We start from the raw sequence: 25,429 nt of genomic DNA on the forward strand, positions 1-25,429 counted from the left end.
TTGTTGGCATTTCTATGTCATTGATAGCCGGTTTGATAACAAAATGGTCGCCAACTTTATGCGTATTATGGCACCAAATTATAGATCGCGAAAACGATAATCATCCGGTCATGGCAAGCGTACTACCATCGTCCCTCAAAACATTATTAATTTTATCAGTGAACACACTTTCCATCCTTGAAAGTCAGATCGGGAATTGGATGAGGATTGCGTCTCGCGGTTCACCTACCGACTGGCAATCACTCTGCAAAATAGTTTTCCGCTTTTACACTTTGAAGTTTCAGCAATGCCGTTTCTTGTTGAAACCGTGGTAAAAATAGCAATCCATATCAATTGATAAACAACAAAGCACCGGGCACGATTTGTATTACCGGCTCAACAATATTTCACACAGAATTCCAGTGCGGTTGCGCTTTATCTTCGACAATTGTTTCCGGTTTGGCAATTCACAGCCCTATTATCGTAACGCCTCCCTCCATCCCGCTTGACGAAAGGCGAACAGAACCATCCTTAATGACAAAACGGTTTTCTGCAATCAATCACATTATAAAATTCCGCGCCTGATCAAGAATTGGCACAGCCAGTGATTTTAAAAGATCAGCCAACAACTTGAAGTCTTTGCTCCGGCGTGATCGCCTTCTCCAGAAAAGACAAATATGCCGTTTCGGTGTTTCACCTTCAAAAGCAACAACGCTGATATTATCCAAACGGGCTTCCGTTGAAACAGCAATTTGCGGAATGATTGTTATGCCGATGCCATTAGCAACAAGTTGCATCAATGTTGTTAATGAGGATGCCGTAATGTCGTGACGATATCTTTTTGTCTGGCAGGCCTCAAGGCTTTGGTCCCTCAGGCAATGACCTTCTTCCAAAAGCAACAACTTGCCGGTGTCAACATCGCCTGCACGAACGTTTTTATAAACCGATTGCGGGTCATCGCGAGGCAGCGCATAATAAAAATCGTCGTCGAAGAGCAATTCCGACACAAATTCATCTTCATCAAGCGGTGTTGCAGCAACAACCGCATCAATATGGCCATTGCGCAGCAGCTCAACAAGTCTATCGGTTTTTGCTTCCTGAATTTGCAGCGTAAGAGAAGGATACAAATGGCGGACCTTTGGCAATACAGACGGCAATATATAAGGTGCGACGGTCGGAATGATACCAAGTTTGATCGGATAGCTGAGCGGCGATTCATGCGCCGCTACAATGTCTCCAAGCACGGTAAGCCGCGCCAGAATATCGTTGATAATCGGAAGAAAGTTACATCCGAGCGGTGTTAATATGATGCGTTTCGATGTCCTTTCAAAAAGCGGCGAACCGGCTATTTTCTCCATCTCGGCAATTTGTACGGAGAGTGCAGGTTGCGAAATGCCCAATTTTTCGGATGCTTCACCAAAATGGCCCGTGCTGGCCAGAATCTGAAAATAACGAAGTTGTCTTACGGTAAACATGATAACTTTTTCTTATACAACAAAAAACAAAAAGCAATTGGATTTAATTTGATCAATTGAATACGATACCAAGTGTCCTGAAGAAGGACGGGACAGCACCTTGCCGGAGGGTTAGCTGCCCATTACAGAGATTGAGAGCTTGCTGTTGATTTTTCAACCTGAAATGTTTCAGGGAGGAGATTTAGCGAGCGCTCAATCTGTAACTGTATGGAGCTTTCTTCAGTTTACTTTTCTCTTCGGTCATCATGCTAGTTCAGATGACCACTTGGAGGCCGAAACATTTCCCCCTATGTTTCGGTCTCTTTGCTTATTTAAATTGAGATACTCATCCCAGTCAAAAGATTTTCGAAAAATTAAATGTGAAGATGAACTATGCGCTAAAGTTCCACTTCAAGGCTTAATTCCGCTCTATCCAACGATCTTTTTCCAATCCGCTTCCGACGATAAGTGTCGGAACTTTTAGCTTTTGTATAAGGTTTCCCGGGATTGAACCATATATCAGGCTCGTTATTTTATCTTTGTTAAAGGCACTCAGAATAATCATATCAATATTGTTTTCATCGACAATTTTATTAATATTTTCGCCATCACGATCATCATCAAGAAGCAACGGGGAAACCTGTATTCTTGCACTCTCGAGCTCTCTTACCAGCTTTTCAATATCTTCTGATACCGAACTTGAAGCGTATTTTGAACAGGCAAGCACTATAGTTTTACCGGAAAAAAGATGAAAGTGATTGAAATAATTGGTTATCAGCTTCCATTTGAATTCGCTATCATAGAGAAATAGTGCTTTCTTTATCGGCTTCACATCAATTGTTGCAGCCAATACCGGCACTGGCGAAGCACGTATAATTGTTTCGAAATTTTCACCTACCTTTGCTATACTTGTTATATTTAATGTTTTTTGCCCTTGCTTGCCGATAACAATCAATGGTGATGTTTTTCCATAAAACCTTATCGCGTCAGAAAGGCTATCAAACCGCAATCGGGTATCAACATCACGCCCGCCACGTTCCTCTATATAGCTTTTCGCGTCTTCCAACAACGTTTGCCCGAGTTCCTGCATCAACCGGGCATAGGAAGCTGAATGATCACGTATTTTTCCAATGAAATCAGTATAGAACCTGTCATCGATATCCTTCGCTATATCCGGTGGTATAAATGCGTCTTCCGCCATATTTTCAAGGACATTCAGCAATCTGATCGGGGCGTCGAATTGTTGGGCAGCCCAAAGAGCAAGGTCACAAACCGATTTCCAATAAATTGAGGAATCGACCAAAGCTAATATCGGTTCTTTCATTCACTTCACCCCGAATTTGATAATAAATATTAATTAAATACGATTATATTATATTATATTATATTATATTAAAGAATTATTTTAATTAAAAATAACTATATGTATTTTTATAAAAACAACAAAAACAAACTTTCATTTATATTTTATAAAATTATAATTTAAATTAAAGAAAATGCGAACGTAACAATCGCCACAACTCTTTTTAAAAAAAATTCAGGGTGTTTATCGAAACGTAAAACTTTAATCTACTTTATTAAAAACCATATAGGTGAAAAACCGGGCTTTTCCCGAGCTATAAGGAGGAAATCCATTTTTATAAAATTCGACGATTTTATCAAATCGCTCAAGCGTCGTGCCAAATCCGTAAAGTCTATTTCAAGGAACAATGTAATTTAGCGTGAAAACGTAATCTTGCGCTGCGAAACGTTTTGTTGAGGATAAAGAAAGACGCGGTTTTCCGGTTTTTGATGCAGAGCTATAATTTAAGCTAATATGATTTTAAACAATTAAAAATTAGAATTAATTTAAACTTGCTCTATGTTATTCAAGTGTGACCAATTGAAATTGAACAGACTTGGAGGCTTTAATGAGCGAGCGGATTACATTGACAACAACGGCCGGCGCTGCCGTACCAGATAATCAGAACTCCATTACTGCAGGTCCTCGCGGTCCTGTATTGATGCAAGATTATCAATTATTGGAAAAATTGGCGCATCAAAACCGTGAGCGTATACCGGAACGCACAGTTCACGCGAAAGGCGTTGGCGCACATGGTGTATTAAAAATCACCGGCGACATTACACGCTATACAAAGGCTGCTGTATTCAAACCCGGCACAGAAACACCCATGCTCGGTCGTTTTTCCACTGTTGCAGGTGAAAGAGGAGCTGCTGATGCCGAACGCGATGTTCGTGGTTTTGCATTGAAGTTCTACACGTCTGAAGGCAACTGGGATCTCGTTGGCAATAATACGCCAGTATTTTTTGTTCGTGATGCCTATAAGTTTCCCGATTTTATTCATACGCAAAAACGCCATCCGCGAACCAATTTGCGGTCGAACACTGCTCAATGGGACTTCTGGTCACTTTCACCTGAAAGTCTGCATCAGGTAACCATTCTTATGTCGGATCGCGGTTTACCGATCGATACAATGCATATGAATGGTTATGGCTCCCATACTTATTCGCTGTGGAATGAAAAAGGCGAACGCTTCTGGGTTAAATTCCATTTCAAGACAATGCAGGGGCATAAATTCTATACCAATGCCGAAGCTAAAGAACTCGTAGGAAAGACGCGTGAAAGCTCGCAGGAAGCACTCTATAATGCCATTGAAAGCGGGAACTTCCCGCGTTGGAAAGTCCAAGTCCAGATTATGCCTGAAGCAGACGCAGACAAGACACCTTATAACCCCTTCGATCTGACAAAAGTTTGGCCCCATAAAGATTATCCGCCAATGGATATCGGTATTATGGAATTGAACCGTAATCCTGACGATTATTTTGCAGAAATCGAAGAGGCTGCTTTCTCGCCTTCCAACATTGTTCCAGGCATCGGCTATTCGCCTGATAAAATGTTGCAGGCCCGTATATTCTCTTATGCGGATGCACACCGTTATCGTTTAGGCACCCATTATGAACAAATTCCGGTAAACAAGCCTGTTTGCCCTGTTCATAATTACCATCGTGACGGCCAAATGAACACTTATGGCGGCCATTTAACCAATAATGTCGACGCTTATTACGAACCGAATTCCTTCAATGGTCCGGTTGAAGATAAATCGGCACAGGAACCGCCGTTAAAACTTTCCGGTGATGCTTATCGTTACGATCATCGGGCTGGTAATGACGATTACAGTCAGGTAACGGCACTTTTCAATCTGTTCGATCAGGATCAGAAAAACCGGTTGTTCTCCAACATTGCCGATGCAATGGAAGGCGTTCCGGATTTCATCATCGAGCGTCAACTTGGACACTTTGAAAAAGTCCATCCGGATTATGCAGCAGGCGTACGTGCTGCCATAAAACGTAAAAAAGAAAGCAAATAATTTCTATGCATTGAAAAAGCGGGCTTTTGAGCCCGCTTTTTTATAAGTTATCCCGTACTTGTTCAGGCACCGGTTTTGATAGCGATTTTCATGACCCCGTCGCGCTGATGGGCAAACAGATCATAAGCCTTTTCGATGTCATCCAGTTTATAAGTATGTGTAACGAGCGAACGTAAATCAACGCTGCCATTTTCAACAACATTCATTAAACGGCGCATACGTTCTTTACCACCGGGGCAAAGACCACTCACAATGTCAATATCTCCGAGACCTGCGCGATAACCTGCCAGTGGTATTTTCAGGTCATTGGAATAAACGCCCAAACTGGACAATGTACCGCCGGGGCGAAGAACATTCAGACAAGACTCGAACGTCGGTTGTGTCCCCAAAGCTTCAATGGCAACGTCAACGCCACGCCCATCCGTCAGGCGCATGATTTCTTCAACGGCATTGCAGGCTTTGAAATCGACAACATGGGTGGCACCGAGCTTTTTAGCCATTTCCATACGTGCCGGAACTGTATCAACACCGATAATTGTTGTCGCACCGCACAATTTGGCACCGGCAACAGCACACAAGCCGATCGGCCCCAATGCCCAGACAACAACGATGTCACCGATTTTAACTCCGCCGCGTTCGGCACCTGAAAAACCGGTCGACATAATATCGGGACACATCAATACTTGTTCATCGGTGAGATTGTCAGGAATGACACATAGATTTGCCGCGGCGTCATTAACACGCAAAAATTCCGCTTGCGCACCGTCAATAGTGTTACCGAATTTCCAGCCGCCCAACGCTTCAAAGCCATGTTTCGTATGCGGACCATCTTGCGAACCGCATCCGCACATACATGCGTTTGAAATGCCGCTTGGCGTAATTGCACCCGCAATCACACGTTGGCCTTCTTTAAAACCTTTGACTTCCGACCCGAGCTTCTCGATAATTCCGACTGGTTCATGACCAATTGTCAGACCTTTTTTGACAGGATATTCGCCTTTAAGAATATGAATATCGGTTCCGCAAATTGTAGTGGTTGTGATACGGATCAACGCATCTAACGGACCAATATCGGGGATAGGCTTGTCTTCCAGCACAATCCGGTTTTTTTCTACAAATACTGCAGCTTTCATTTTTGGCATGAAACACCCCTTTCAGCTTTTATCCTAGAGCTTTTCCGTACAGTTGACTATACCGGAAACAAATAAAAAGTGAAATAGTGTTTTTTGTAATATTTATTTATACTATTAAAATATAATAAAAATCTAAAATGTAAAAAATACCATAAAATATATCAAAAATATATTTTATCTATTTCAAATTATTCAGAAAGCACCTTGGTCGGGTGCTCTCTGAAAAGCTCAGCTATTATGCTCTAAATTGCAAATCAATTCTGGATATAGACAACATGGGTATGGGTGTATTCGAGAATTCCATGTTTTCCATCAGCGCCACCAATACCCGATTTTTTAACACCCGCGTGGAAACCCTGCATAGCCTCGAAATTCTCACGGTTGATGTAGGTTTCTCCAAACCGCAATTCGTTCGAGGCGCGCATAGCCGTCGAAAGGTCTCTGGTGTAAATGGATGATGTCAGGCCATAGATCGTGTCATTTGCCATTTCTATCGCTTCGTCCATTGTATTAAATGGAATAACGGGAAGAACCGGTCCGAACACTTCGTTCTGGACAATTTCCATTTTCTGTTTGCAATGGGCAAGCAATGTCGGCTGATAGAAATTACCATGTTTCATATCGGCGGGCTGACCGCCAACAAGACATTCGGCACCTTCTTTAAGTGCCCGCTCGACAAAACCGGAAACCGAAGACAAAGCCGACTTATTAATCAACGGACCCATATCGGCATTGGCCATTTTTTCCGGATCGCCATAACGGACAGCCTTCATGGCCTTGCTCATTCGTTCAAGAAAGTCTGCCTCGATGGATTTATCGACATAAACCCGCTCTGCACAATTACAAACCTGACCGGTATTGATAACGCGTGAAGCAAGAATTGCCCGCACTGCAAGATCAAGATCGGCATCTTTGGCAACAATTGCCGGTGCTTTACCGCCAAGTTCCAGATTGACTTTGGTGATATTCTTTGCTGCAGCAGCCATAATACGAACGCCAGTGTCGACAGAACCGGTAAAGCTTAGCAGTCCGACATCCGGATTTTCGCAAATATTCTGGCCGGTGGTCGAGCCACGCCCGAAAACCATATTGAATACACCCTTCGGCAAATCCGTATTGGCAACGATCTTGGCGAAAATTGAAGCATTGAGCGGAGTTTCGACGCTTGGCTTAATGACAATCGTATTGCCGACAAGAAGTGCCGGTGCCATTTTCCGGGCGATCAGGAAGAAAGGAAAATTCCACGGCAGAATACCGCCAACAACACCGATCGCCTGTCGCATCAACAAAATCGTTTCACCGGGGCGATCGGAAGGGATAATTTCCCCTTCAATGCGACGAGCCCAACCGGCCATATAATCCATGTAGTCGGCGGTAAAATTCGCTTCTACCTTGGCAAGTGCCTGGGTTTTCCCTTGTTCTCTGACCAGAATATTTGCGACCTCATCCGCATGCTCGCGCACTTTCTGGGCAATCTGCTTTAAAAATTTTGCACGTTCTATTGCCGGTAATTTCTCCCATGCCGGCTGTGCTTTTTTGGCCGCTGCAACCGCCCTGTCAACTTCCCCCTTCGGTGTATCATAGATTTCACCAATGACTTCATCGGTAGAAGGATTGGTAACAGGAATTGTCTTGCAGCCTTTGCAATCAACGAGTTTCCCGTCAATAAAATTAAGTTCTGGTGTCATAAAAATCCTCCACGTATTTCAAACGTCTTTACCCATGTTAAGCAATAACATGGATAATGAAGGATAATCTCAAACTGAAAATTATGCAATTTTCCAAAATAAATGTTTTCAATTAGGATAATTCAAAATAATGCATCAACAAAAACCATTTTTATTCAAATAAATTTACAATTAAAAATAAATTTTTCCATCGTTTAATGGTGAAATAACTAAACATTTAGCCGACGAATTAACGTTAAGCATTTTGTAATATTTTTTAAATCGCACCAATTCTTAAGAGATCGTGGAAATGGACAAGGCCAACCGGTTTTTTATTTTCGACAACAAGCAATGCACCGATTTTATGATCATTAATTAAAGCCGTGGCAGCGCCGACCATCATATCGGGAGTGACTGTTTTGGGATCTTTTGTCATAACATCGTTGACTGTCAGTTTCGAAAGATCACGATTGATGTTGCGGGCGAGGTCGCCATCTGTGACGATACCCTCAAGATAACCATTCTTATCAACAACTGCGACGCAGCCGAAATGTTTTTCGGTGAGTACTTGCATGGCATCTTTCATCGGCGTGCCGCTTTTGACAATCGGGATACGGTCGCCGCGGTGCATGATGTCACGAATGAATTTGAGATTTGCTCCGAGTGAACCGCCTGGATGAAAAATTTTGAAGTCACTTGCTGTAAATCCGCGCATTTCAAGAAGTGCGACGGCCAATGCATCCCCCATTGCAAGCTGCATCGTGGTCGATGTTGTGGGAGCAAGTCCATGCGGGCAGGCTTCTTCAACTTTCGGCAAAAGCAACAATATATCGGCGGCTTGCCCCAAAGCCGATTGTGCACCTGACGTCAAAGCAATGAGAGGAATACGAAAACGGGCAGCATGGTTCAATATTCCACCAAGCTCGACCGTTTCACCCGACCAGGAAATAGCAAGAATAACATCCCCCACTTCGATCATTCCCAAATCACCGTGGTTTGCTTCCGCTGCGTGGACAAAAAATGCCGGCGTTCCGGTCGAAGCAAGAGTTGCCGCGATTTTTGTACCAATATGCCCACTTTTTCCGAGGCCCGTTACGATAACACGTCCTTTGGATTGAAGAATTTTATGAACAGCCTCCGCAAACGGCTTGGCAAGACCATCGTTGAGTGCCTTTTTGATAGCCTCAAGTCCGGCCATTTCGACAGAAATTGTGTGATTTGCAGATAAAACTGCGTCATTAGCGGAAAAATGAACGTCTTTATGGGTCATCATGACCCGATTTGATAAAGCAAATCGGGTCAGACGTCTACTGGAGTTTTAATTTTTTACATTCGCAAGAAGTGCTGTCAAAGGTGTCAAAACCTTTTCCCGCATATCAGAACGCGCGAGTGCAAAGGCGACATTCGCCTCGATAAATCCGGTCTTGGAACCGCAATCATATGTTGCCCCTTCAAAGCGGTATCCATAAAAGCTCTGACGTTCCGCGAGTGTACGCATGCCATCCGTCAACTGGATTTCGTTTCCGGCACCTTTTTCTTGCCGTGCCAGAATGTCGAAGATTTCCGGCTGCAAAATATAACGCCCATTGATATAAAGGTTGGAAGGAGCGGTGCCCTTTGCCGGTTTTTCCACCATTTGGGTTATTTCAAACCCATGGGCAACATTTTTGCCTTTGCCGACGATGCCATATTTATGGGCTTCTTCCGGATCACATTCCTGAACAGCAATGATATTGCCACCGGTAGCCTCATAGAGACGCACCATTTCCGACAGACATCCTTTTTCAGCCTGCATGACCATATCCGGCAACAAAAGCGCAAATGGTTCATCGCCGACGAGTTCTCTTGCACACCAAACTGCATGCCCTAGTCCCAAAGGTTGTTGCTGGCGTGTGAACGAGGTTGTACCGGGCTGTGGCTGGATATCCTTCAGATGAGCCAGTTCCTCTTTCTTGCCACGTTCGGCAAGAGTTGTGTAAAGCTCCACTTGTGCATCGAAATAATCTTCGATAACCGCTTTGTTACGACCGGTGACGAAGATAAGGTGCTCAATGCCGGCTTCCCTTGCTTCATCAACCACATATTGGATGACCGGCTTGTCGACGACAGTGAGCATTTCCTTCGGAACCGACTTTGTTGCTGGTAAAAAACGTGTTCCAAGCCCCGCCACGGGGAAGACCGCTTTACGAATTTTTTTCAAACTGCTCTCCCGATATAATCGAATTCATATTTGACTTGGTCGCATTCTATAACGTTAAAGATGATAAATTCATGGCTCTTGTCATCATCTTTTTTCGCAAGATGCAATCTTAAGTGATGACTTTATAAAAGCCAAAGGCTAAATAAATTATCAATGAGGCTGTGAAAACGCCATTTTTCCTATTTTATTTTTTTCATAAAAAAGTACCATAAAGCATTCATCAAATTATCAAAATCGGATTATTATGATGGAAGAATGCGTTTTTTGCAGAAAGCTGACGTTTTAGATGCGCGGAGCACATAAGACCATGAACGGCAATAATATCGAAGGAAAATCCGGAAAACCGATAACCAGACGCTCGGCAGTTTTCGGCGGGGTCTGTTTCTTCAGTCTGGTTTATTCTATGCCTGCTTTGGCACTGAATTCCGACATTGCCTTCCGCCGCTGGATCGCCGATTTCAAAAAGACTGCATTGAATGCCGGTATTACACCGGCAACTTTCAATCTGGCCTTCAAGGGAGTTGATTCTCCCGATCCCGAGGTTTTGAAAAAAGCTGCCTATCAGCCGGAGTTTACCGATCCCACCTGGAATTATTTTGACAACCGCGTGCAGGATAATGCGATTGCACTCGGCCGTGCGCATGGCAAAAAATGGGCAAAATGGCTAAGCGCAATCGAAAAACGTTTTGGTGTCGATCGTAATATTCTGTTGGCAATATGGTCGATTGAATCCGATTTCGGAGAGGCTATGGATCGCGATACGGCGATGCGTGATGCCATTCGTTCGCTCGCTACTCTCGGGTTTGGAGATAAACGAAGAGCAAAATATGCACAAACACAGTTGATCGCCGCATTAAAAATTCTACAATCCGGCGATATTGACAGGGCTCACTTGCAGGGTTCCTGGGCCGGTGCATTGGGGCATACGCAATTCATTCCAACAAGTTACCTTATCTATGCTGTGGATATGGATGGTGACGGCAAACGCGATATTTGGACATCGGTACCTGATGCTCTGGCAACTGCAGCCAACCTTTTGAAGAAAAATGGATGGCAGGAAGGCCGCGGCTGGGGCTATGAAGTCATTCTACCTGAAAACGGCAAATTCCCGCCCGGTTCGCTTACACTTTCCGAATGGGCAAAAATGGGGGTCAAACGTGCCGATAGCAAACCGTTTGCAAATCCTTCGGATAAAGCAACCTTGAAACTTCCTGATGGGCGCAAGGGGCCAATATTTCTGGTCACAAAGAATTTCTTCGTTATCAAACGTTATAACAGTGCCGATCGTTACGCATTGGCTGTAGGTCTTCTGTCCGACCGTATTGCAGGTCGTCCGGGACTGGTCAAAGATTGGAACCGTCCATTTTCGCCGCTCAGCATTCAGGAACGGCAGGAATTGCAAACGAGATTGACGAAAATGGGGTATTATCATGGCAACATCGACGGCAAAAATGGAGAAATAACCAAGAAAGCTATTCAGGCTTTTCAAAGCCGTAACGGTTTGCCAACTGATGGTAACCCGAGCCGTGAATTATTAACAATTCTGCGTAGTCGTTAAATCCGGAAAACTATTGATGAAAAAAATACTACGGTTCGTCGTACTGCTTTTGCCACTTGGTATGTTGGCATTTGCGCCTCAGAGTGCCGACGCGCGTAATCTTTTCGACATTATTTTCGGACGCAAACAACAGGCGCAACCGGCTTATCCCCCGCCCCCGCCACCGGTTAAGAAAAAACGCGTTGTCAAGTCGCCAGTGCCTCAGAAAACCAATCAAAAAGCGCCGAATGCAAAACGCGTTCTCGTATTGGGTGACTTTGTAGGAAATGCCGTTGCCGACGGATTGAACCAGCTTTACGCAGAAAACCCGAATATCGTTATACTAACCTCGACAAACTTGTCTTCAGGTTTAGTGAATGACAATCATTATAATTGGCTCGATAATATCGCCAAGCTCGTTGCCAAGGACAAACCCGACATTATTGTTATGACACTGGGCGCCAATGATAATCAAACGATAAAATCCGGTGACAAGACGATCAATGCCGGAGACAAAGAATGGAGTGACAATTATCGCCAACGAATTGTTGCACTCTCTTCAGCGCTCAAACAAACAGGAAAACCGTTTTTGTGGCTGGGCAACCCTTCGTTCAAAGACCCGCAACTCAGTCAGACCATTTCTTTACTCAACAGGCTTTACAAACAACAAATGGAAGCTGCCGGCGGCCATTTTGTTGATGTCTGGGAAGGATTTGTCGATGATCAGGGAAAGTTTGCACTTTCCGGTTATGACGTAAATGGGCAAACTGTGCGGCTTCGGGCCAATGACGGAATTAACTTTACCAGTGCCGGCAAAAAGAAGCTCGCCTTCTATCTTGAAAAACCGTTGGAAAATATCATCAATTTGAATAGCAACGATGCCTCTGACAAGGTCAAGGTTGATCCGAACGGTCCTGTCATTTCTATCTTGCCGCGAGATGTTGATCGCGTTGCGCCTATAGGATTTTATGATATGGCAGGGCAAAACAACGGGTTGTTGGGAGACACAGAAACACCAAAGCCCGAAAAAGCGGAAGACCATTGGGTGCCTAAAAATGGCAAAGAGCCCGGGCGTGCGGATAACTTTTCTTCTCTCCAGTAAAATCGGTCATTAAAATCAACTGAAAAGCGATCGGCAACTGCTGGAATATAATTCACGCATAGAGAATAATTGTTAAAAACAATTGCCGATCGAAGGTGCATGACATCTAAATTCCAGAGCAGCACTTGAACCCGATTTTCAAGTTGTTTGTTAAAAACTTTCAGTAAATTCTTTCCAACTTATCACATCGAATTGGCACACAAACAGCCAGTAGAGCCGGATATGTTCGTTGGTAAAGGGATCGAATAAAATAAAAGTTGTGTCCGGTTATAATGGGAGCTTAAAAATTACCGAAAAACAGAAAGTCCGCTTTTTCTTTTATACGACAGCTTCTTCGATTTCATCCAATGTATCGTCGGATAAGCCGAAATTGCGTCCGATTTCCTGAATAAGAACATGGGTGATGATATCACCAAGCGCTTCATCATTTTCTGTCCAATAATCAAGGATTGGCCGTCTGAACAATGTAATCCTGTTGGTCTCGTTACCGGTATTCAGAGAAAAGCGTTCGCTAAGGCCTTGTCCTTCAAACAGCCCCAAAAGTTCAAAGGGGGATTCCAGTCCCATATCGTCCATCATCTGGTCATCAGGAAAATCTGTGACCGAAATAACAAGATTGTCGCAGAGAACGCGAAATCTCGATGGCAAATTTGCAAACGCGTTGCGGGCAATTGAATCAATTTCATTCAGACTTGGAGACAAGCGGGTAGCCCAGTTATGACTATGATCCGTTCTAGCCATATAAATTACATGCTCCGTTTCACTCATAAAAACACACCAGATCGCCAGTGTGTGAAAGCAGCAATTTTCTATTGCTGCAAATTAATTTCGATATCTAAGACCTGATTTATTCAAGCCCATGGATGCGCTTTTGCGTTCCTCTTCTCGAAAGAATCGATTTCGGATACTTTGCGCATGGTGAGCCCGATATCGTCGAGACCATTCAACAGGCAATGACGACGAAATTCGTCAACATCAAATTTCAAAGTGCCACCATCAGGACCATGAATTTCCTTTTTTTCAAGGTCGATTGTCATCGTTGCATTGGCACCACGTTCTGCATCTTCCATCAGTTTTTGTAAATCTTCGGGGCTGACGATGATCGGCAAAATTCCGTTTTTAAAACAGTTATTATAAAAAATATCGGCAAATGAGGTCGATATAACGCACCTTATGCCGAAATCGGCTAACGCCCATGGTGCATGTTCCCGCGAGGAACCGCAACCGAAATTATCGCCCGCAACAATGATTTTTGCATGACGATAGGCAGGCTTGTTCAAAACAAAATCAGGATTTTCCGAACCGTCATCGCGATAGCGCATATCTGCGAAAAGCCCTTTTCCAAGGCCGGTACGCTTGATTGTTTTCAAATAATTTTTCGGAATGATCATATCGGTGTCGATATTAACCACCGGCATTGGCGCTGCAACGCCCGTCAGTGTTGTGAACTTTTCCATTTTTCAAAATCCGAATTTTAGAGTTTTTCCAATGTCTCTTACTACTGCACGATTAAGCTGTCAAAAGCGAAGGAATTCAAGTTTTTCTTAATCCATGTCTCCAAGATAAAGCTTGGAAATTGCCTCTAACCACCTAATTTTTCAGTTCGCATTTCAAGTCTCTTGGCTTTTCCGATTATTCCAATCGAATGTTCCGGTTTTTAATTTTTATACGCGGTTTTGGATAATACCAAAAACCGGATGAGAGGATTTTTTCCCTCATCCGATTGGATAAAATCAAGCCAAACAATATTTCCAATCAAATTCCGCGTTTTCTCATCAACGCATCAGGGCTCGGCAAGCGGCCGCGAAATGCCTTGTAGAGTTCTTCGGGATCACGGCTTCCGCCGGCTGAATAAATATATTTTTTCAGTTTTTCCGCCGTTTGCGGGTCAAAGGCATTGCCGGTTTCTTCAAAGGCCTCGAAGGCATCTGAATCAAGAACTTCCGCCCACATATAGGAGTAATAGCCTGCCGAATAACCGTCACCGGTAAAAACATGGGTGAAATGCGGCGGACGGTGACGCATTATAATTGCTTTTGGCATACCCAATTTTTTCAACTCATTTTTCTCGAATTCGGTCGGATCATCAACCTTTCCGCCAGCATGGAAAGCCATATCAACAAGTGCGGAGGCAGTAAATTCGACAGCATCGAAACCGCCATTGAAAGTGCGCGCAGCGAGAACCTTGTCAAGCAGCTCCTGTGGCATAGGTTCGCCGGTTTTGACGTTTCTGGCATAAGTTTTCAATGTTTCAGGAACAGTGACCCAATGTTCGAACAATTGCGAAGGCAGTTCGACAAAATCTCTGGCAACCGAAGTTCCCGAAACCGATGGCCATTTAACTTCCGATAACAAACCATGGAGGGCATGTCCAAATTCGTGAAACAAGGTTCGCGCATCGTCCAATGACAAAAGTGCCGGTTTTCCCTTGGGCGGTTTGGCAAAGTTACAAATATTGTAGATGATCGGTTTGCGCCCTTTTCCCAGATGATGTTCGGTTTGCAATTCACTCATCCATGCGCCGGAACGTTTGCTCGGGCGCGCAAAATAATCGCCAATGAAAAGCCCGCGTAAGCTTCCGTCAGGATTTTTTACCTCGAAAAGTCTGGCATCCTGATGCCACAGCGGTACTCCATGTTTTTCTTCGAAAGTTACACCGAAAAGCTTCTTGGCCGTGGCGAATGCGGCTTCAATCATTTTATTCAGTTCAAAATAGACTTTGACCGAAGCTTCGTCGAAGGAGAACAATTTGGTGCGCAGTTTCTCGGCATAATATCGCCAATCCCAAGCAGCCAACTCGTCATTGCTCCCCGTTTGCGCTGCCAGTTTTTGCAGCTCTTCTGCTTCTTTTTGAGCCTTTGCAACAGCCCGCCTCCAGACCGGCATTAAAAGCTTCATCACATTGTCGGGCGTTTTAGCCATTGTGTTGTCAAGTTTGAAATCGGCAAAGGATTTGAAGCCGAGAAGCTTTGCCTTTTCATCACGCAATGCCACAATCTCGCTGATAATCTTCCGGTTGTCATTCTTATTGCCATTTTCACCGCGCTTTGCCCATGCTTCAAAAGCAATCTGACGCAAATCCCGACGGTCGGAAAAAGTAAGAAACGGTTCCACAACAGAACGAGCGAGTGTCAATGCATAGGAATCCGTTTTTCCCCTTTCGTTTGCCGTCTCCTTCATCGTCGCAATAAGGTCATCGGGAAGGCCTGCCAGATCCTTTTTTTCTAGATAAAGAACCCACTCGGCTTCATCATTCAACACATGTTGACCGAACTGCGCGCCAAGCAAGGCCAATCTCTCGTTTATCTCTGCCAGCCTTTTTTTGTCCTTTTCATCAAGAAGTGCACCGTTACGAACAAAACCTTTCCAAGTAAGTTCGATCACACGCGTGGTTTCGGCATCGAATACGCTTTTCTTCGCTTCGTCATGAAGAGCATTGATTTTTGCAAAAAGTCGCGGATCCATCATCAATTTTGAAGAATAACGAGATAACTTCGGTACGAAATCCTGTTCCAATTGCTGAATGAGATCATTGCTATAGGCACCCGAACGGAGAAAGAAAACCGAACATACACGGTCAAGAGGCTGACCTGCCAGTTCGAACGACTGTAAAAAACCGTCAATCGTGGCAGGTTCCGGAGAGGTAGCAATTTGTTCGATTTCGGCTTCGGCATCCTTTAATGCTTCTTCGAAAGCCGGCTTGAAATCTTCATCGCGGATCTTTGAAAAATCGGGCAAACCTTCAAAGCCGGACCACTCCAGCAACGCCGTTTTTGACATATTTTTTCTCCAATAATTTTGCTGCAATTCACTTGCAATTGGTCAATACGTTATTCATGTAATGATTAAAACTATGAATGCCAGCATTCCGGGAACACTTTTAGACAATTACGAAAACAGTTTTAAACAGGCAATCGATTTCATTAAAGCGATATTGTTACGTCTCCCGATTATCCAACATAGGCTCTCTCACAACATTTTATCGCAAATAGTGCGTTAAAAATTCGACAGACACATCGTAGGATTTTAAAATTTTTTTGTAGATGCTGTATTTTTAAAAGTTAAAATTAGCAAATAACAAAGGGCAAACCCGAATTACAGTCCATTTTAATGAATTTTCATCTGCCACTCAAAGTTAAGGTAACACTGCCTGTTCTTCAATCCTTATACATATTTGAAAATCTTATCATACCATCCGGATAAGGATGGAATCCATGGAGTTTTTTGGTGTAGGCATAGATATAATCGGGATGACCGAGATAGATGATCGGCATATCTTCCTGAAGCACAGATGCAGCATAATGATAAAGATCGGCTCTTTCTGCCGGATCAAGTGTTTCACGGGCAGCCGACAATTTTTTATCAAGGTCGGGATTGCAATATTTACCGATATTGTCACCCCCTTCACATGTTACGAACCAATAGACATTTCCATCCGGATCAATTCGTCCGCTCCATTTTTGTGCCGAAACTTCGAAATTGCCTTGGCTATTATCGGCAGCAAGTTTGGTTTCCTCTTTAGGATGAAGGCTTACATTGAAACCGGCTTCATCTGCCATCACTTTTATAGCCTGCATCGCTTGAACAACTGTCGGTTCATTGCTGTGGGAAATCTGAACGTCGATTTTCTGATTTGCAAAACCGGCTTGTTGAATGAGCTCGCGCGCTTTTTCAAGATTGCGCGGAGGAACCGGATAGCCCGAATTGAACCAGATTGTATCAGGTGCCCATGGCTGGTTGCCGACAACCATCGCACCGCCATAAACATTATCGCGAATAGAAGCGCGATCAATGGCAAGAGAAAATGCTTGCCGCAGCAGTTTTTGTTGTCCAAGCGGCGTTGCTGCCCTGCTTCCGTTCGCTATATTGATCGTTAAAGCAATATAGGCTTCACTTGCCATTCTTTCAGTTTGGAGGCGGGATACTGTTTTTGCTTTGTCAAAATCACCCGAAGAAAGTCGATCGGTCATATCGACAATTCCGGCACGCAAATTCGAAAAACGCACGGATGGATCTTCAATCGACAAAAAAGTCAACCGATCAAGTTTGATTTCTTGGCTATTCCAATAACGATCGAATTTTTCAAGAACAATCCGGTCGTGAGGAACATGCTCGACAAAACGAAAAGGTCCGGCACAAACAGGTTTGAGACCGAAGTCACTTCCCATTTCGCGGGCTGCCTTGGGAGAAACCATCACCCCTGCCCGATCGGCCAGATGTGATAAAAGTGCGGCATCAGGATATTTCAATTTAATTGTCACTTCAAACGGTCCTGTCGCTTCGATTCCGGAAACCGAGGACAACTCGTTTTCGCGAACAGAATGCGAAAAACTCATGGCCCGTTTTAAGGAATAAATGGCCGCATCGGCATTAAACGGCGTGCCATCGTGAAAGATGACATCTTTTCGCAAGTGCAACTTCAAAGTCTTTCCATCGTCGGAAAAACTCCAACTTTGAGCAAGTTCGGGAACAAAATCCGCTTCTCTCGAAATATCGATAAGTTTGTCGCACATAGCAGTATAAACAAGCCGCCCTGAAAAAGTTTTGGCTAAAGCAGGATCAAGATTGTCCGGATCATCCTGCAGAGCAATTTTTAATTCCGAGGCAATTGCCGGTGCACAGAGTAATGCCGGCGCACAGAGTAAAAAAATGCCGCATCCGGATAGAAGGCACGCTAATAAATATCTTGTTGCCGTTTTCAGCAATAAGACCGATTTTCCGGTCAATCGAGAAAAATCGTTCAAGCGTTTCACATCAATCTCTATTCGTGGTTATGCTTCATCCTGCCTCACACCTTGAAGCTGGCAAATGAAGCAATTATTCTATTCACCGATTGTTCCTCATCAACAATAGCGTTTTTGTCAACAATTGCCATAGCAGAAATTATTATCAAAAAGATACAAAGGTAAATCGTCGCCTTTATTCTTACATCTTATTTTGAATTTAAAAATTTAATAAAACAAATTAACTAATTTTCAGAAAATATATTCGATGAAAACTATTTCATTTTTTTAAAAATAAATTATTAAATGATAATAAATTTATATATAAAAACAATATATATTTATAATTATCATTAAATATATTATTCAAGGGATAGGCTGTTGCACTCAAGAATCGCGCCATTACAACACAAGTTCATTCAATCCGTTCGGCTCTATAAGACTTTAAAAAGCAATTCTTTAAATGAAACATGCCGCATGAAAAGCAATCGATCGGACTTGAAATTTCCACTGTTTTTTGGCTTTTCAGGAATAAAAGTGACTGATAGCCAAACAGTGCTTGACTTTCGGTCAAAACATAACAATTGAAACATCTGCGTAGGGATATGCTCCCCCCACATGATCTGTCGGGATGTCAAACCTGCACGACAGGTTACCCCACAGGTTGAATGTCCGTAACGAACTGTCCTTAAGGAGCTCCATCATGACTGAAAACCAGACTTCAGCATTTGATGTCAAAACGCTGTCTGCTGAGGCGCTTGCCGAGCGCTTGAGCCGTCTGCATTTTGCCGACGCTGTCGATGTCATCAACGATCTCGACATTGTCGAAAGAGTGAACGTGTTCAAATTTTTGCCGATCGAATATGCTATCGAGCTGTTCGACAAGCCGGAGCTTGACGAGCCGGGACAAATTCTTGAAATGCTGCCTACAGATCGTTCTGTCATCATTCTTGACGGAATGTCCGCCGACCAGGCTGTAGATGTATTTCAGGAAATGGACGAGGCTACGCGTGCCAAACTTTATCCTCTCCTGAAGCCGCTAACCCGTGCAGAAATGAAAAAGCTGTCAAGTTATCCTGATGGCACCGCCGGCGCTTTGATGACAACCGAATTTATTGCCGTTCCTTCCACCTGGACGGTTCGTCAAACACTTGACCATATTCGTGATGTCGAACGTACGCGCGAGACAGTTTATGCAAGTTATGTCATTAATCCCGAAACCAGTGTTCTTATCAAAGCAGTTTCACTCAGAAATCTTATCCTTGCCAATCCTGACGATACGATTCTTGATGCTGCAACGAATGGCGAACCGATCAAGATTGGTCCTTTGACCGATCAGGAAGAGGTCGCGCGCCTGTTCCGGCGTCACGATCTGCTTTCGGTTCCGGTTGTTGACGAAACAGACCACGTGATCGGCATTGTAACAGTCGATGACGTGCTTGATGCGATGACCGAAGAAATGAGTGAAGATGCCTATAAATTCGGTGGTATGGAAGCACTCGACAAGCCTTACATGGATATCGGTTTTTTCGATATGATGAAAAAGCGTGGCGGTTGGCTTGCCGTTTTGTTTCTGGGCGAAATGTTGACTGCCAGTGCCATGCAACATTTTGAAGTCGAACTTGAAAAAGCAATTGTTCTTACCCTCTTTATTCCGCTTATCATGAGTTCGGGTGGTAATTCCGGTTCACAGGCAACATCACTTATCATTCGTGCACTTGCATTGAGAGAACTTGAACTCAAAGATTGGTGGAAAGTCGCTTTAAGGGAGATACCGGCGGGCGTGTCTTTGGGAGCCATGCTCGGATTGATTGGCGTTATACGCATTATCGTGTGGCAAAAAACCGGCATCTATGATTATGGCGAGCATTGGGTGCTGGTGGCCGTAACCGTAGGATCCGCCCTTATCGGCATTGTTATGTTCGGCTGTCTCACCGGTTCAATGCTTCCCTTCCTTCTGAACCGTCTGGGATTTGACCCGGCAAGTGCTTCGGCACCTTTTGTCGCAACGCTGGTCGATGTGACCGGTATTGTTATCTATTTTTCTGTCGCCGCACTTATTTTGAGCGGCACACTTTTGTGAGTCCCTGTTTAAGGCCGTTGTTCTTTTCAAGATTGGACAGCGGCCTTGACCCTACAAAAGTACAATCGGGATTTACAAGCAAATTTCGCGCGTGCCGACATAGATTTTTGTGTCAATTTAAAACTATGGCATAATAGAATAGTTGCAGCGCGCTTCTCGATTTTGTCTATGAATTACGTGAATTTTTTAACAATTATTTTGCTTCAAAGAAGGCCTTTGACAGCGAGATATTGATTAGGCAATCGACTATTCTCATATAATGGAAAGAATGCCTTTGACGGTTTAAAGTTATGATAATGAGTTTATCTTAGCTAAAAAAGGTTTCCCCCTCTTCCAAAAACCGTAAAAAACTTGTAAGAGGCATGCAACACCATGCGGCAGCTTTTTGTTGCCGTATTTTCGAAATTTCAGTGAACGAAAAGAAGATTTACATGCAATTGCGCAATATTGCAATCATTGCCCACGTTGACCACGGTAAAACAACCCTTGTGGATGGGCTACTAAAGCAATCAGGAAATTTCCGCCAAAATCAACGCACTGGCGAGCGTATGATGGATTCCAACGATATTGAAAAAGAACGTGGAATTACCATTCTTGCCAAAGTTACTTCTGTCGTATGGAAAGATACGCGTATCAATATCGTTGATACCCCTGGTCACGCCGATTTCGGTGGCGAAGTGGAACGTATCCTTAATATGGTGGATGGTGCCATTGTTCTGGTAGATGCTGCTGAAGGCCCGATGCCGCAAACAAAATTTGTTGTTGGCAAAGCCTTGAAGGTTGGCCTGCGTCCGATTGTTGCCATTAACAAGATCGACCGCCCCGACGCACGTCCTGAAGAAGTTATCAATGAAGTTTTTGATCTGTTTGCCGCCCTTGACGCAACAGATGAACAACTCGATTTCCCGATCCTTTATGGTTCCGGTCGCGATGGCTGGATGGCCGAAAGCCCCGATGGCCCGAAAGATCAGGGGTTGGCACCGTTGTTCGATATGGTCGTGCGCCACGTACCGGCTCCGACTGTTGCTCCGGGCCCCTTCACGATGATCGGTACTATTCTGGAAGCCGATCCATTTTTGGGACGTATCATCACAGGCAGAATTCACTCCGGTAAAATCAAACCGAACCAGGCTGTAAAAGTTCTCGACCAGCAGGGTAATCTTGTTGAAACCGGCAGAATTTCAAAAATTCTTGCCTTTCGCGGGCTTGAGCGTCAACCTATCGAAGAAGGTGACGCAGGCGATATCGTTGCAATTGCCGGTCTGCAAAAAGGTACCGTTGCCGACACATTCTGTGACCCGTCAGTAACCGAACCTTTGAAGGCGCAGCCGATTGATCCGCCGACAGTAACAATGAGTTTCCTTGTTAACGACAGTCCGCTTGCCGGCACAGAAGGTGACAAAGTTACAAGTCGTGTTATTCGTGACCGTTTGCTCAAAGAGGCCGAAGGTAACGTTGCATTGAAAATCGAGGAATCGAAAGACAAGGATTCCTTCTATGTTTCAGGCCGTGGCGAATTGCAGCTTGCTGTTTTGATTGAAAATATGCGCCGTGAGGGCTTCGAACTTTCGGTTTCGCGTCCGCGCGTTGTCATGCATACCGACGAGAATGGCAACAAGCTTGAACCGGTCGAGGAAGTTGTCATTGACGTTGATGAGGAATATTCCGGCATTGTCGTCCAGAAAATGTCGGAACGTAAAGGCGAGATGATCGAGCTTAAGCCTTCAGGTGGAAATCGTGTCCGCATGGTCTTTTATGCGCCTACACGAGGCCTTATCGGCTACCAATCGGAATTATTGACCGATACGCGTGGTACGGCTGTCATGAACCGCCTGTTCCACGACTATGAACCTTATAAGGGTGATATCGCCGGACGTACCAATGGTGTCATGATTTCCAATGATAATGGTGAATCGGTAGCCTATGCCCTGTTCAATCTCGAGGACCGCGGTCCGATGATTATTGATGCAGGTGTCAAGGTCTATCAAGGAATGATTATTGGCATCCATTCACGTGATAATGATTTGGACGTAAACGTCTTGAAGGGTAAAAAACTCACCAATGTTCGTGCTGCCGGAAAGGATGAGGCTGTGAAACTCACTCCTCCTATCAAAATGACATTGGAACGTGCGTTGTCGTGGATTCAGGATGACGAACTCGTCGAAGTTACGCCAAAGAACATTCGTCTGCGCAAGCTTTACCTCGATCCGATTGATCGTAAAAGAAACGGAAAGCCACGTCCGTCGGACAGTGCTGCCTGATTTTTGTCCATTCAAGCCGGATGCCGTAACGGTATCCGGCTCTTCTTATTTCTGGAAAGGATGTCTCTATGAATATCGATTTGATCCCCATCGGCAAAAATCCGCCGGAAGATGTTAATGTTATCATCGAAGTGCCGGTCGGCGGGCAACCAATCAAATACGAAATGGATAAAAAGTCCGGTGCGCTGTTTGTTGATCGCTTCCTCTATACCCCGATGACCTATCCGGGCAATTATGGCTTCGTTCCGCACACATTGTCCGAAGATGGCGATCCGATTGATGTTCTCGTTCTCAACACTCGTCCGCTTGTTCCAGGCTGCGTTATCAATTGCCGCCCGATTGGTGCTTTGATCATGGAAGATGATGGCGGCAAAGATGAAAAAATCATTGCTGTTCCGACACCGAAAATGACACAACGTTATATTGACGTGCATGATTATGCCGATATGCCGGAAATAACCTTGAAACAGGTTGAACATTTTTTCCAGCATTATAAAGATCTCGAACCGGGCAAATGGGTGAAGATCGGCGGTTGGGAAGACGAAGATTTTGCCCGCGAGCTTATCAACAAGGCTATCAAGCGCGCAAAAAAATAGTCATGAGAAATAATTGATAGTTATCTATCAATCTGCATTAAACCCATCTCATTAAAACGCCCGTCAAAGTTTGGCGGGCGTCGTTTTTTAATCAATTGTATAAACAATTTTCTCGGGCGCCTCTTATGTGTTTACTCGACCATCGCAATGACTGGCTGGCTTATTTGCCATCGCCAGTTTTTATTTGAATTGTTATTTACTTTGCGTGGTAGCGCCACTTTCGATTGAACGAAATTCAGGTCTGTCCTGATAAGAGAAAATGCCGTCAAAAACATGGTGTTGACAAGCTGTTGATTTGCGATTTCGCGTGAGTTTCCTATAAGCTTCCGATGATAATTACTCGAAATTACAGAAAAAATAATATTATTTGCTTATGAAGACGAGACCTCATCAAAATGTCATCGCGCTTAAAAAAATTTTTTCGATGTCTGTGCGCAACCGGTCTTTTTGATTAAAAGGTTGAAAATAGTTGGTGTAAAACGTGCCCCAATTCCGATAAAAATAGTGCAACGGGATTTTTGACGTATGGATGCAGCAATAAAAGCCCCTGAAAAAAAACACCATATCACCAAGGGTGATGTTGCCGCCGTTGCTATCGGTAATGCCGTCGAATTTTACGATTTTATCGTCTACACAACATTTGCAGTCATGATCGGAAAAACCTTTTTCCCGTCTGACAACGCCTTTTCCAGCCTCATTTTGTCGGTTTCAACATTCGGCATAGGTTTTATTGCCCGTCCGTTAGGTGCGATCCTTATCGGTACATATGCCGACAAAGCCGGGCGTAAACCTGCAATGATCCTCACAATGTTGTTGATGGCAGTCGGTACTTCAGGGCTTATTCTCCTCCCCGGTTATGAGAAAATCGGAATTGCCGCGCCGATATTTCTGGTCGTTGCGAGATTGGCGCAAGGGCTTGCTTGGGGTGGAGAAGCAGGACCGGCGACAACATTCATCATGGAAGCCGCTCCGGAAGGTAAACGCGCTTTTTATGCAAGCTGGCAGATTGTGGCACAGGGGGGTGCGGCAATAACCGCCGGTTTGATCGGCTATATTCTTAGTTTTTGTCTCGATCCCCAGCAACAAACCGATTGGGGGTGGCGGATCGCATTCGGTCTTGGACTTTGCATTTTACCGATTGCAATTTTGATGCGTCGTCATCTTGGCGAAACATTAAAGCTTGAAGACAAATCCGAAGATCACTCGACAAAGGGTTTATTGAAAGAGATATTCGAGCATCACAGCGCTTTGATTTTTATCGGGATATTTGTACTTTCAGGCAGTACCGTTACGCAATATTTTTTGAATTACACAACGACTTACGCCCTGACCGAGCTCCATTACGGCGAGAATTTTGCGATGCTTGCCACTTTTGTCGTCGGATTGGGTGTTGTGATTTTTGCGCTGATCGGCGGTTATTGTGCAGACCGGTTCGGACGGCGGATAACAATCGTTGTTCCACGCATCATATTGCTTGTTATCCTGTGGCCCGGACTTTATCTCGTCAACCAATTTAACAGTATTTGGGTGTTCTTCGGCGTTATTACAATTTTTACGGCCTTGCAGAACATTAGCGGCGCCGGAATTGTCATATTCTTATGCGAATGTTTCCCTAAAAGATTGCGGGCCACCGGATTTTCCATCTCTTATGCTTTGGGAATTTCCCTCTTCGGCGGAACAGCCCAAATCATTGTTACGTGGATTTTGGAGCTCACTGGAAATCCAGCTTCGCCCGCCTTCTACCTCATCTTCACCAATATTTTGTGTTTAGGGGCAGTATTTTTAAGCCGGAACAAAAAGGTCCACTAAGGGCAATAAAAACCGTCCCAGAAATAAAGTATGCCGACCGCGTTCCTTACTATTTTCTTTGACTATTTTTTTAAATCGGAATGCGTCGTCCGGATTTAAAAAAAGACACCAAAATAGGCGCGCCACATAAAAATACGGATAAAATAGATAATCAGAAATACGACAATCGGCGAAATATCGATTGATCCGAGGTTTGGCAGAATACGTCGGATCGGCGCGAGCACCGGTTCGGTCGCCCGATAAAGAAAATTGCCGATTGCAGCAATGAGTGGATTGCGCGGATTTACAATGTTGAACGCATAAAGCCAGGAAAATACAGCCCCCGCAATGAGAATGAAAATATAGACACTAAAAACAAGATCTATCACAGATAGCAAAGCGAAAATCATTCTCTATTCCTTCGAAAGTCGACTAACAGCGAAATTGCCATTCAAATGCTTGATGGGCAAGGCTTTTTTAACAAGCGCTTAAAACTTATCATGAAAAATCACAAGCGCAGCAAAAGTTTGTGAATACA

Annotated in this window: 18 protein-coding genes; 7 read left to right on the top strand and 11 right to left on the bottom strand. The window is 44.2% G+C overall.

Annotation, left to right across the window (positions count from 1 at the left end):
- Nucleotides 1–539 precede the first annotated feature (539 nt).
- The gene (locus H3V12_RS05790) at nucleotides 540–1,454 is read right to left on the bottom strand and encodes a hydrogen peroxide-inducible genes activator (protein WP_075916123.1); all 915 of its coding nucleotides are present in this window, start codon (nucleotides 1,452–1,454) and stop codon (nucleotides 540–542) included.
- Nucleotides 1,455–1,851: 397 nt separating this feature from the next.
- The gene (locus tag H3V12_RS05795; protein WP_198213451.1) at nucleotides 1,852–2,757 is read right to left on the bottom strand and encodes a universal stress protein; all 906 of its coding nucleotides are present in this window, start codon (nucleotides 2,755–2,757) and stop codon (nucleotides 1,852–1,854) included.
- Between the two features lie 586 nt (nucleotides 2,758–3,343).
- Here H3V12_RS05795 and H3V12_RS05800 point away from each other — a divergent pair.
- Entirely contained in the window at nucleotides 3,344–4,801 is a 1,458-nt protein-coding gene (locus tag H3V12_RS05800) for a catalase (RefSeq protein ID WP_198213453.1), read from the top strand.
- A gap of 62 nt (nucleotides 4,802–4,863) precedes the next feature.
- Here the strand turns inward: H3V12_RS05800 and H3V12_RS05805 are convergent, their stop codons facing one another.
- The 4 genes from H3V12_RS05805 to galU form a co-directional block, all read right to left on the bottom strand.
- Nucleotides 4,864–5,943 carry an NAD(P)-dependent alcohol dehydrogenase gene (locus H3V12_RS05805; RefSeq protein ID WP_198213455.1) on the bottom strand — a complete coding sequence of 360 codons (1,080 nt, stop codon included), beginning with the start codon at nucleotides 5,941–5,943 and terminating at the stop codon, nucleotides 4,864–4,866.
- A gap of 245 nt (nucleotides 5,944–6,188) precedes the next feature.
- The gene (gene aldA, locus H3V12_RS05810; protein ID WP_198213457.1) at nucleotides 6,189–7,622 is read right to left on the bottom strand and encodes an aldehyde dehydrogenase; all 1,434 of its coding nucleotides are present in this window, start codon (nucleotides 7,620–7,622) and stop codon (nucleotides 6,189–6,191) included.
- Nucleotides 7,623–7,878: 256 nt separating this feature from the next.
- The gene (locus H3V12_RS05815; protein WP_198213857.1) at nucleotides 7,879–8,871 is read right to left on the bottom strand and encodes a KpsF/GutQ family sugar-phosphate isomerase; all 993 of its coding nucleotides are present in this window, start codon (nucleotides 8,869–8,871) and stop codon (nucleotides 7,879–7,881) included.
- Nucleotides 8,872–8,919: 48 nt separating this feature from the next.
- Nucleotides 8,920–9,801 (bottom strand): UTP--glucose-1-phosphate uridylyltransferase GalU, encoded by an 882-nt coding sequence (galU, locus tag H3V12_RS05820; protein ID WP_198213459.1) that lies wholly within the window; start codon nucleotides 9,799–9,801, stop codon nucleotides 8,920–8,922.
- Nucleotides 9,802–10,108: 307 nt separating this feature from the next.
- Here galU and H3V12_RS05825 point away from each other — a divergent pair, with 307 nt between their 5' ends.
- A complete protein-coding gene (locus H3V12_RS05825) occupies nucleotides 10,109–11,359 on the top strand; it encodes a lytic murein transglycosylase (protein ID WP_198213461.1) in 1,251 nt (416 codons plus the stop codon).
- Nucleotides 11,360–11,375: 16 nt separating this feature from the next.
- The gene (locus H3V12_RS05830) at nucleotides 11,376–12,440 is read left to right on the top strand and encodes an SGNH family hydrolase (protein ID WP_198213463.1); all 1,065 of its coding nucleotides are present in this window, start codon (nucleotides 11,376–11,378) and stop codon (nucleotides 12,438–12,440) included.
- 318 nt (nucleotides 12,441–12,758) lie between these two features.
- Here the strand turns inward: H3V12_RS05830 and H3V12_RS05835 are convergent, their stop codons facing one another.
- The 4 genes from H3V12_RS05835 to H3V12_RS05850 form a co-directional block, all read right to left on the bottom strand.
- On the bottom strand, nucleotides 12,759–13,181 hold the full coding sequence (locus tag H3V12_RS05835) for a metallopeptidase family protein (RefSeq protein WP_198213465.1): 423 nt from the start codon (nucleotides 13,179–13,181) through the stop codon (nucleotides 12,759–12,761).
- A gap of 110 nt (nucleotides 13,182–13,291) precedes the next feature.
- Nucleotides 13,292–13,897 (bottom strand): 3-isopropylmalate dehydratase small subunit, encoded by a 606-nt coding sequence (leuD, locus tag H3V12_RS05840; RefSeq protein WP_075870250.1) that lies wholly within the window; start codon nucleotides 13,895–13,897, stop codon nucleotides 13,292–13,294.
- Between the two features lie 298 nt (nucleotides 13,898–14,195).
- Nucleotides 14,196–16,220, bottom strand: coding sequence for a M3 family metallopeptidase (locus tag H3V12_RS05845; RefSeq protein WP_198213467.1), 2,025 nt, complete (start codon nucleotides 16,218–16,220; stop codon nucleotides 14,196–14,198).
- 377 nt (nucleotides 16,221–16,597) lie between these two features.
- A complete protein-coding gene (locus H3V12_RS05850) occupies nucleotides 16,598–18,193 on the bottom strand; it encodes an ABC transporter substrate-binding protein (RefSeq protein WP_279110057.1) in 1,596 nt (531 codons plus the stop codon).
- 673 nt (nucleotides 18,194–18,866) lie between these two features.
- Between H3V12_RS05850 and mgtE the strand changes: the two genes are divergently transcribed.
- The 4 genes from mgtE to H3V12_RS05870 all read left to right on the top strand — a co-directional run bounded on the left by mgtE (nucleotide 18,867) and on the right by H3V12_RS05870 (nucleotide 24,912).
- Entirely contained in the window at nucleotides 18,867–20,246 is a 1,380-nt protein-coding gene (gene mgtE / locus H3V12_RS05855; protein ID WP_198213469.1) for a magnesium transporter, read from the top strand.
- A gap of 431 nt (nucleotides 20,247–20,677) precedes the next feature.
- Nucleotides 20,678–22,507 carry a translational GTPase TypA gene (gene typA / locus H3V12_RS05860; protein WP_075870445.1) on the top strand — a complete coding sequence of 610 codons (1,830 nt, stop codon included), beginning with the start codon at nucleotides 20,678–20,680 and terminating at the stop codon, nucleotides 22,505–22,507.
- 68 nt (nucleotides 22,508–22,575) lie between these two features.
- Nucleotides 22,576–23,103, top strand: coding sequence for an inorganic diphosphatase (ppa, locus tag H3V12_RS05865; RefSeq protein WP_075870254.1), 528 nt, complete (start codon nucleotides 22,576–22,578; stop codon nucleotides 23,101–23,103).
- A 525-nt stretch (nucleotides 23,104–23,628) separates the two neighbouring features.
- Nucleotides 23,629–24,912 (top strand): MFS transporter, encoded by a 1,284-nt coding sequence (locus tag H3V12_RS05870; protein ID WP_198213471.1) that lies wholly within the window; start codon nucleotides 23,629–23,631, stop codon nucleotides 24,910–24,912.
- Nucleotides 24,913–25,007: 95 nt separating this feature from the next.
- Here H3V12_RS05870 and H3V12_RS05875 read toward each other — a convergent pair whose 3' ends face one another.
- Entirely contained in the window at nucleotides 25,008–25,301 is a 294-nt protein-coding gene (locus H3V12_RS05875; protein ID WP_075870256.1) for a YggT family protein, read from the bottom strand.
- Between the last annotated feature and the right edge of the window lie 128 nt (nucleotides 25,302–25,429).

Source organism: Bartonella sp. W8167, assembly GCF_016100335.1.
GTDB lineage: Bacteria > Pseudomonadota > Alphaproteobacteria > Rhizobiales > Rhizobiaceae > Bartonella > Bartonella apis.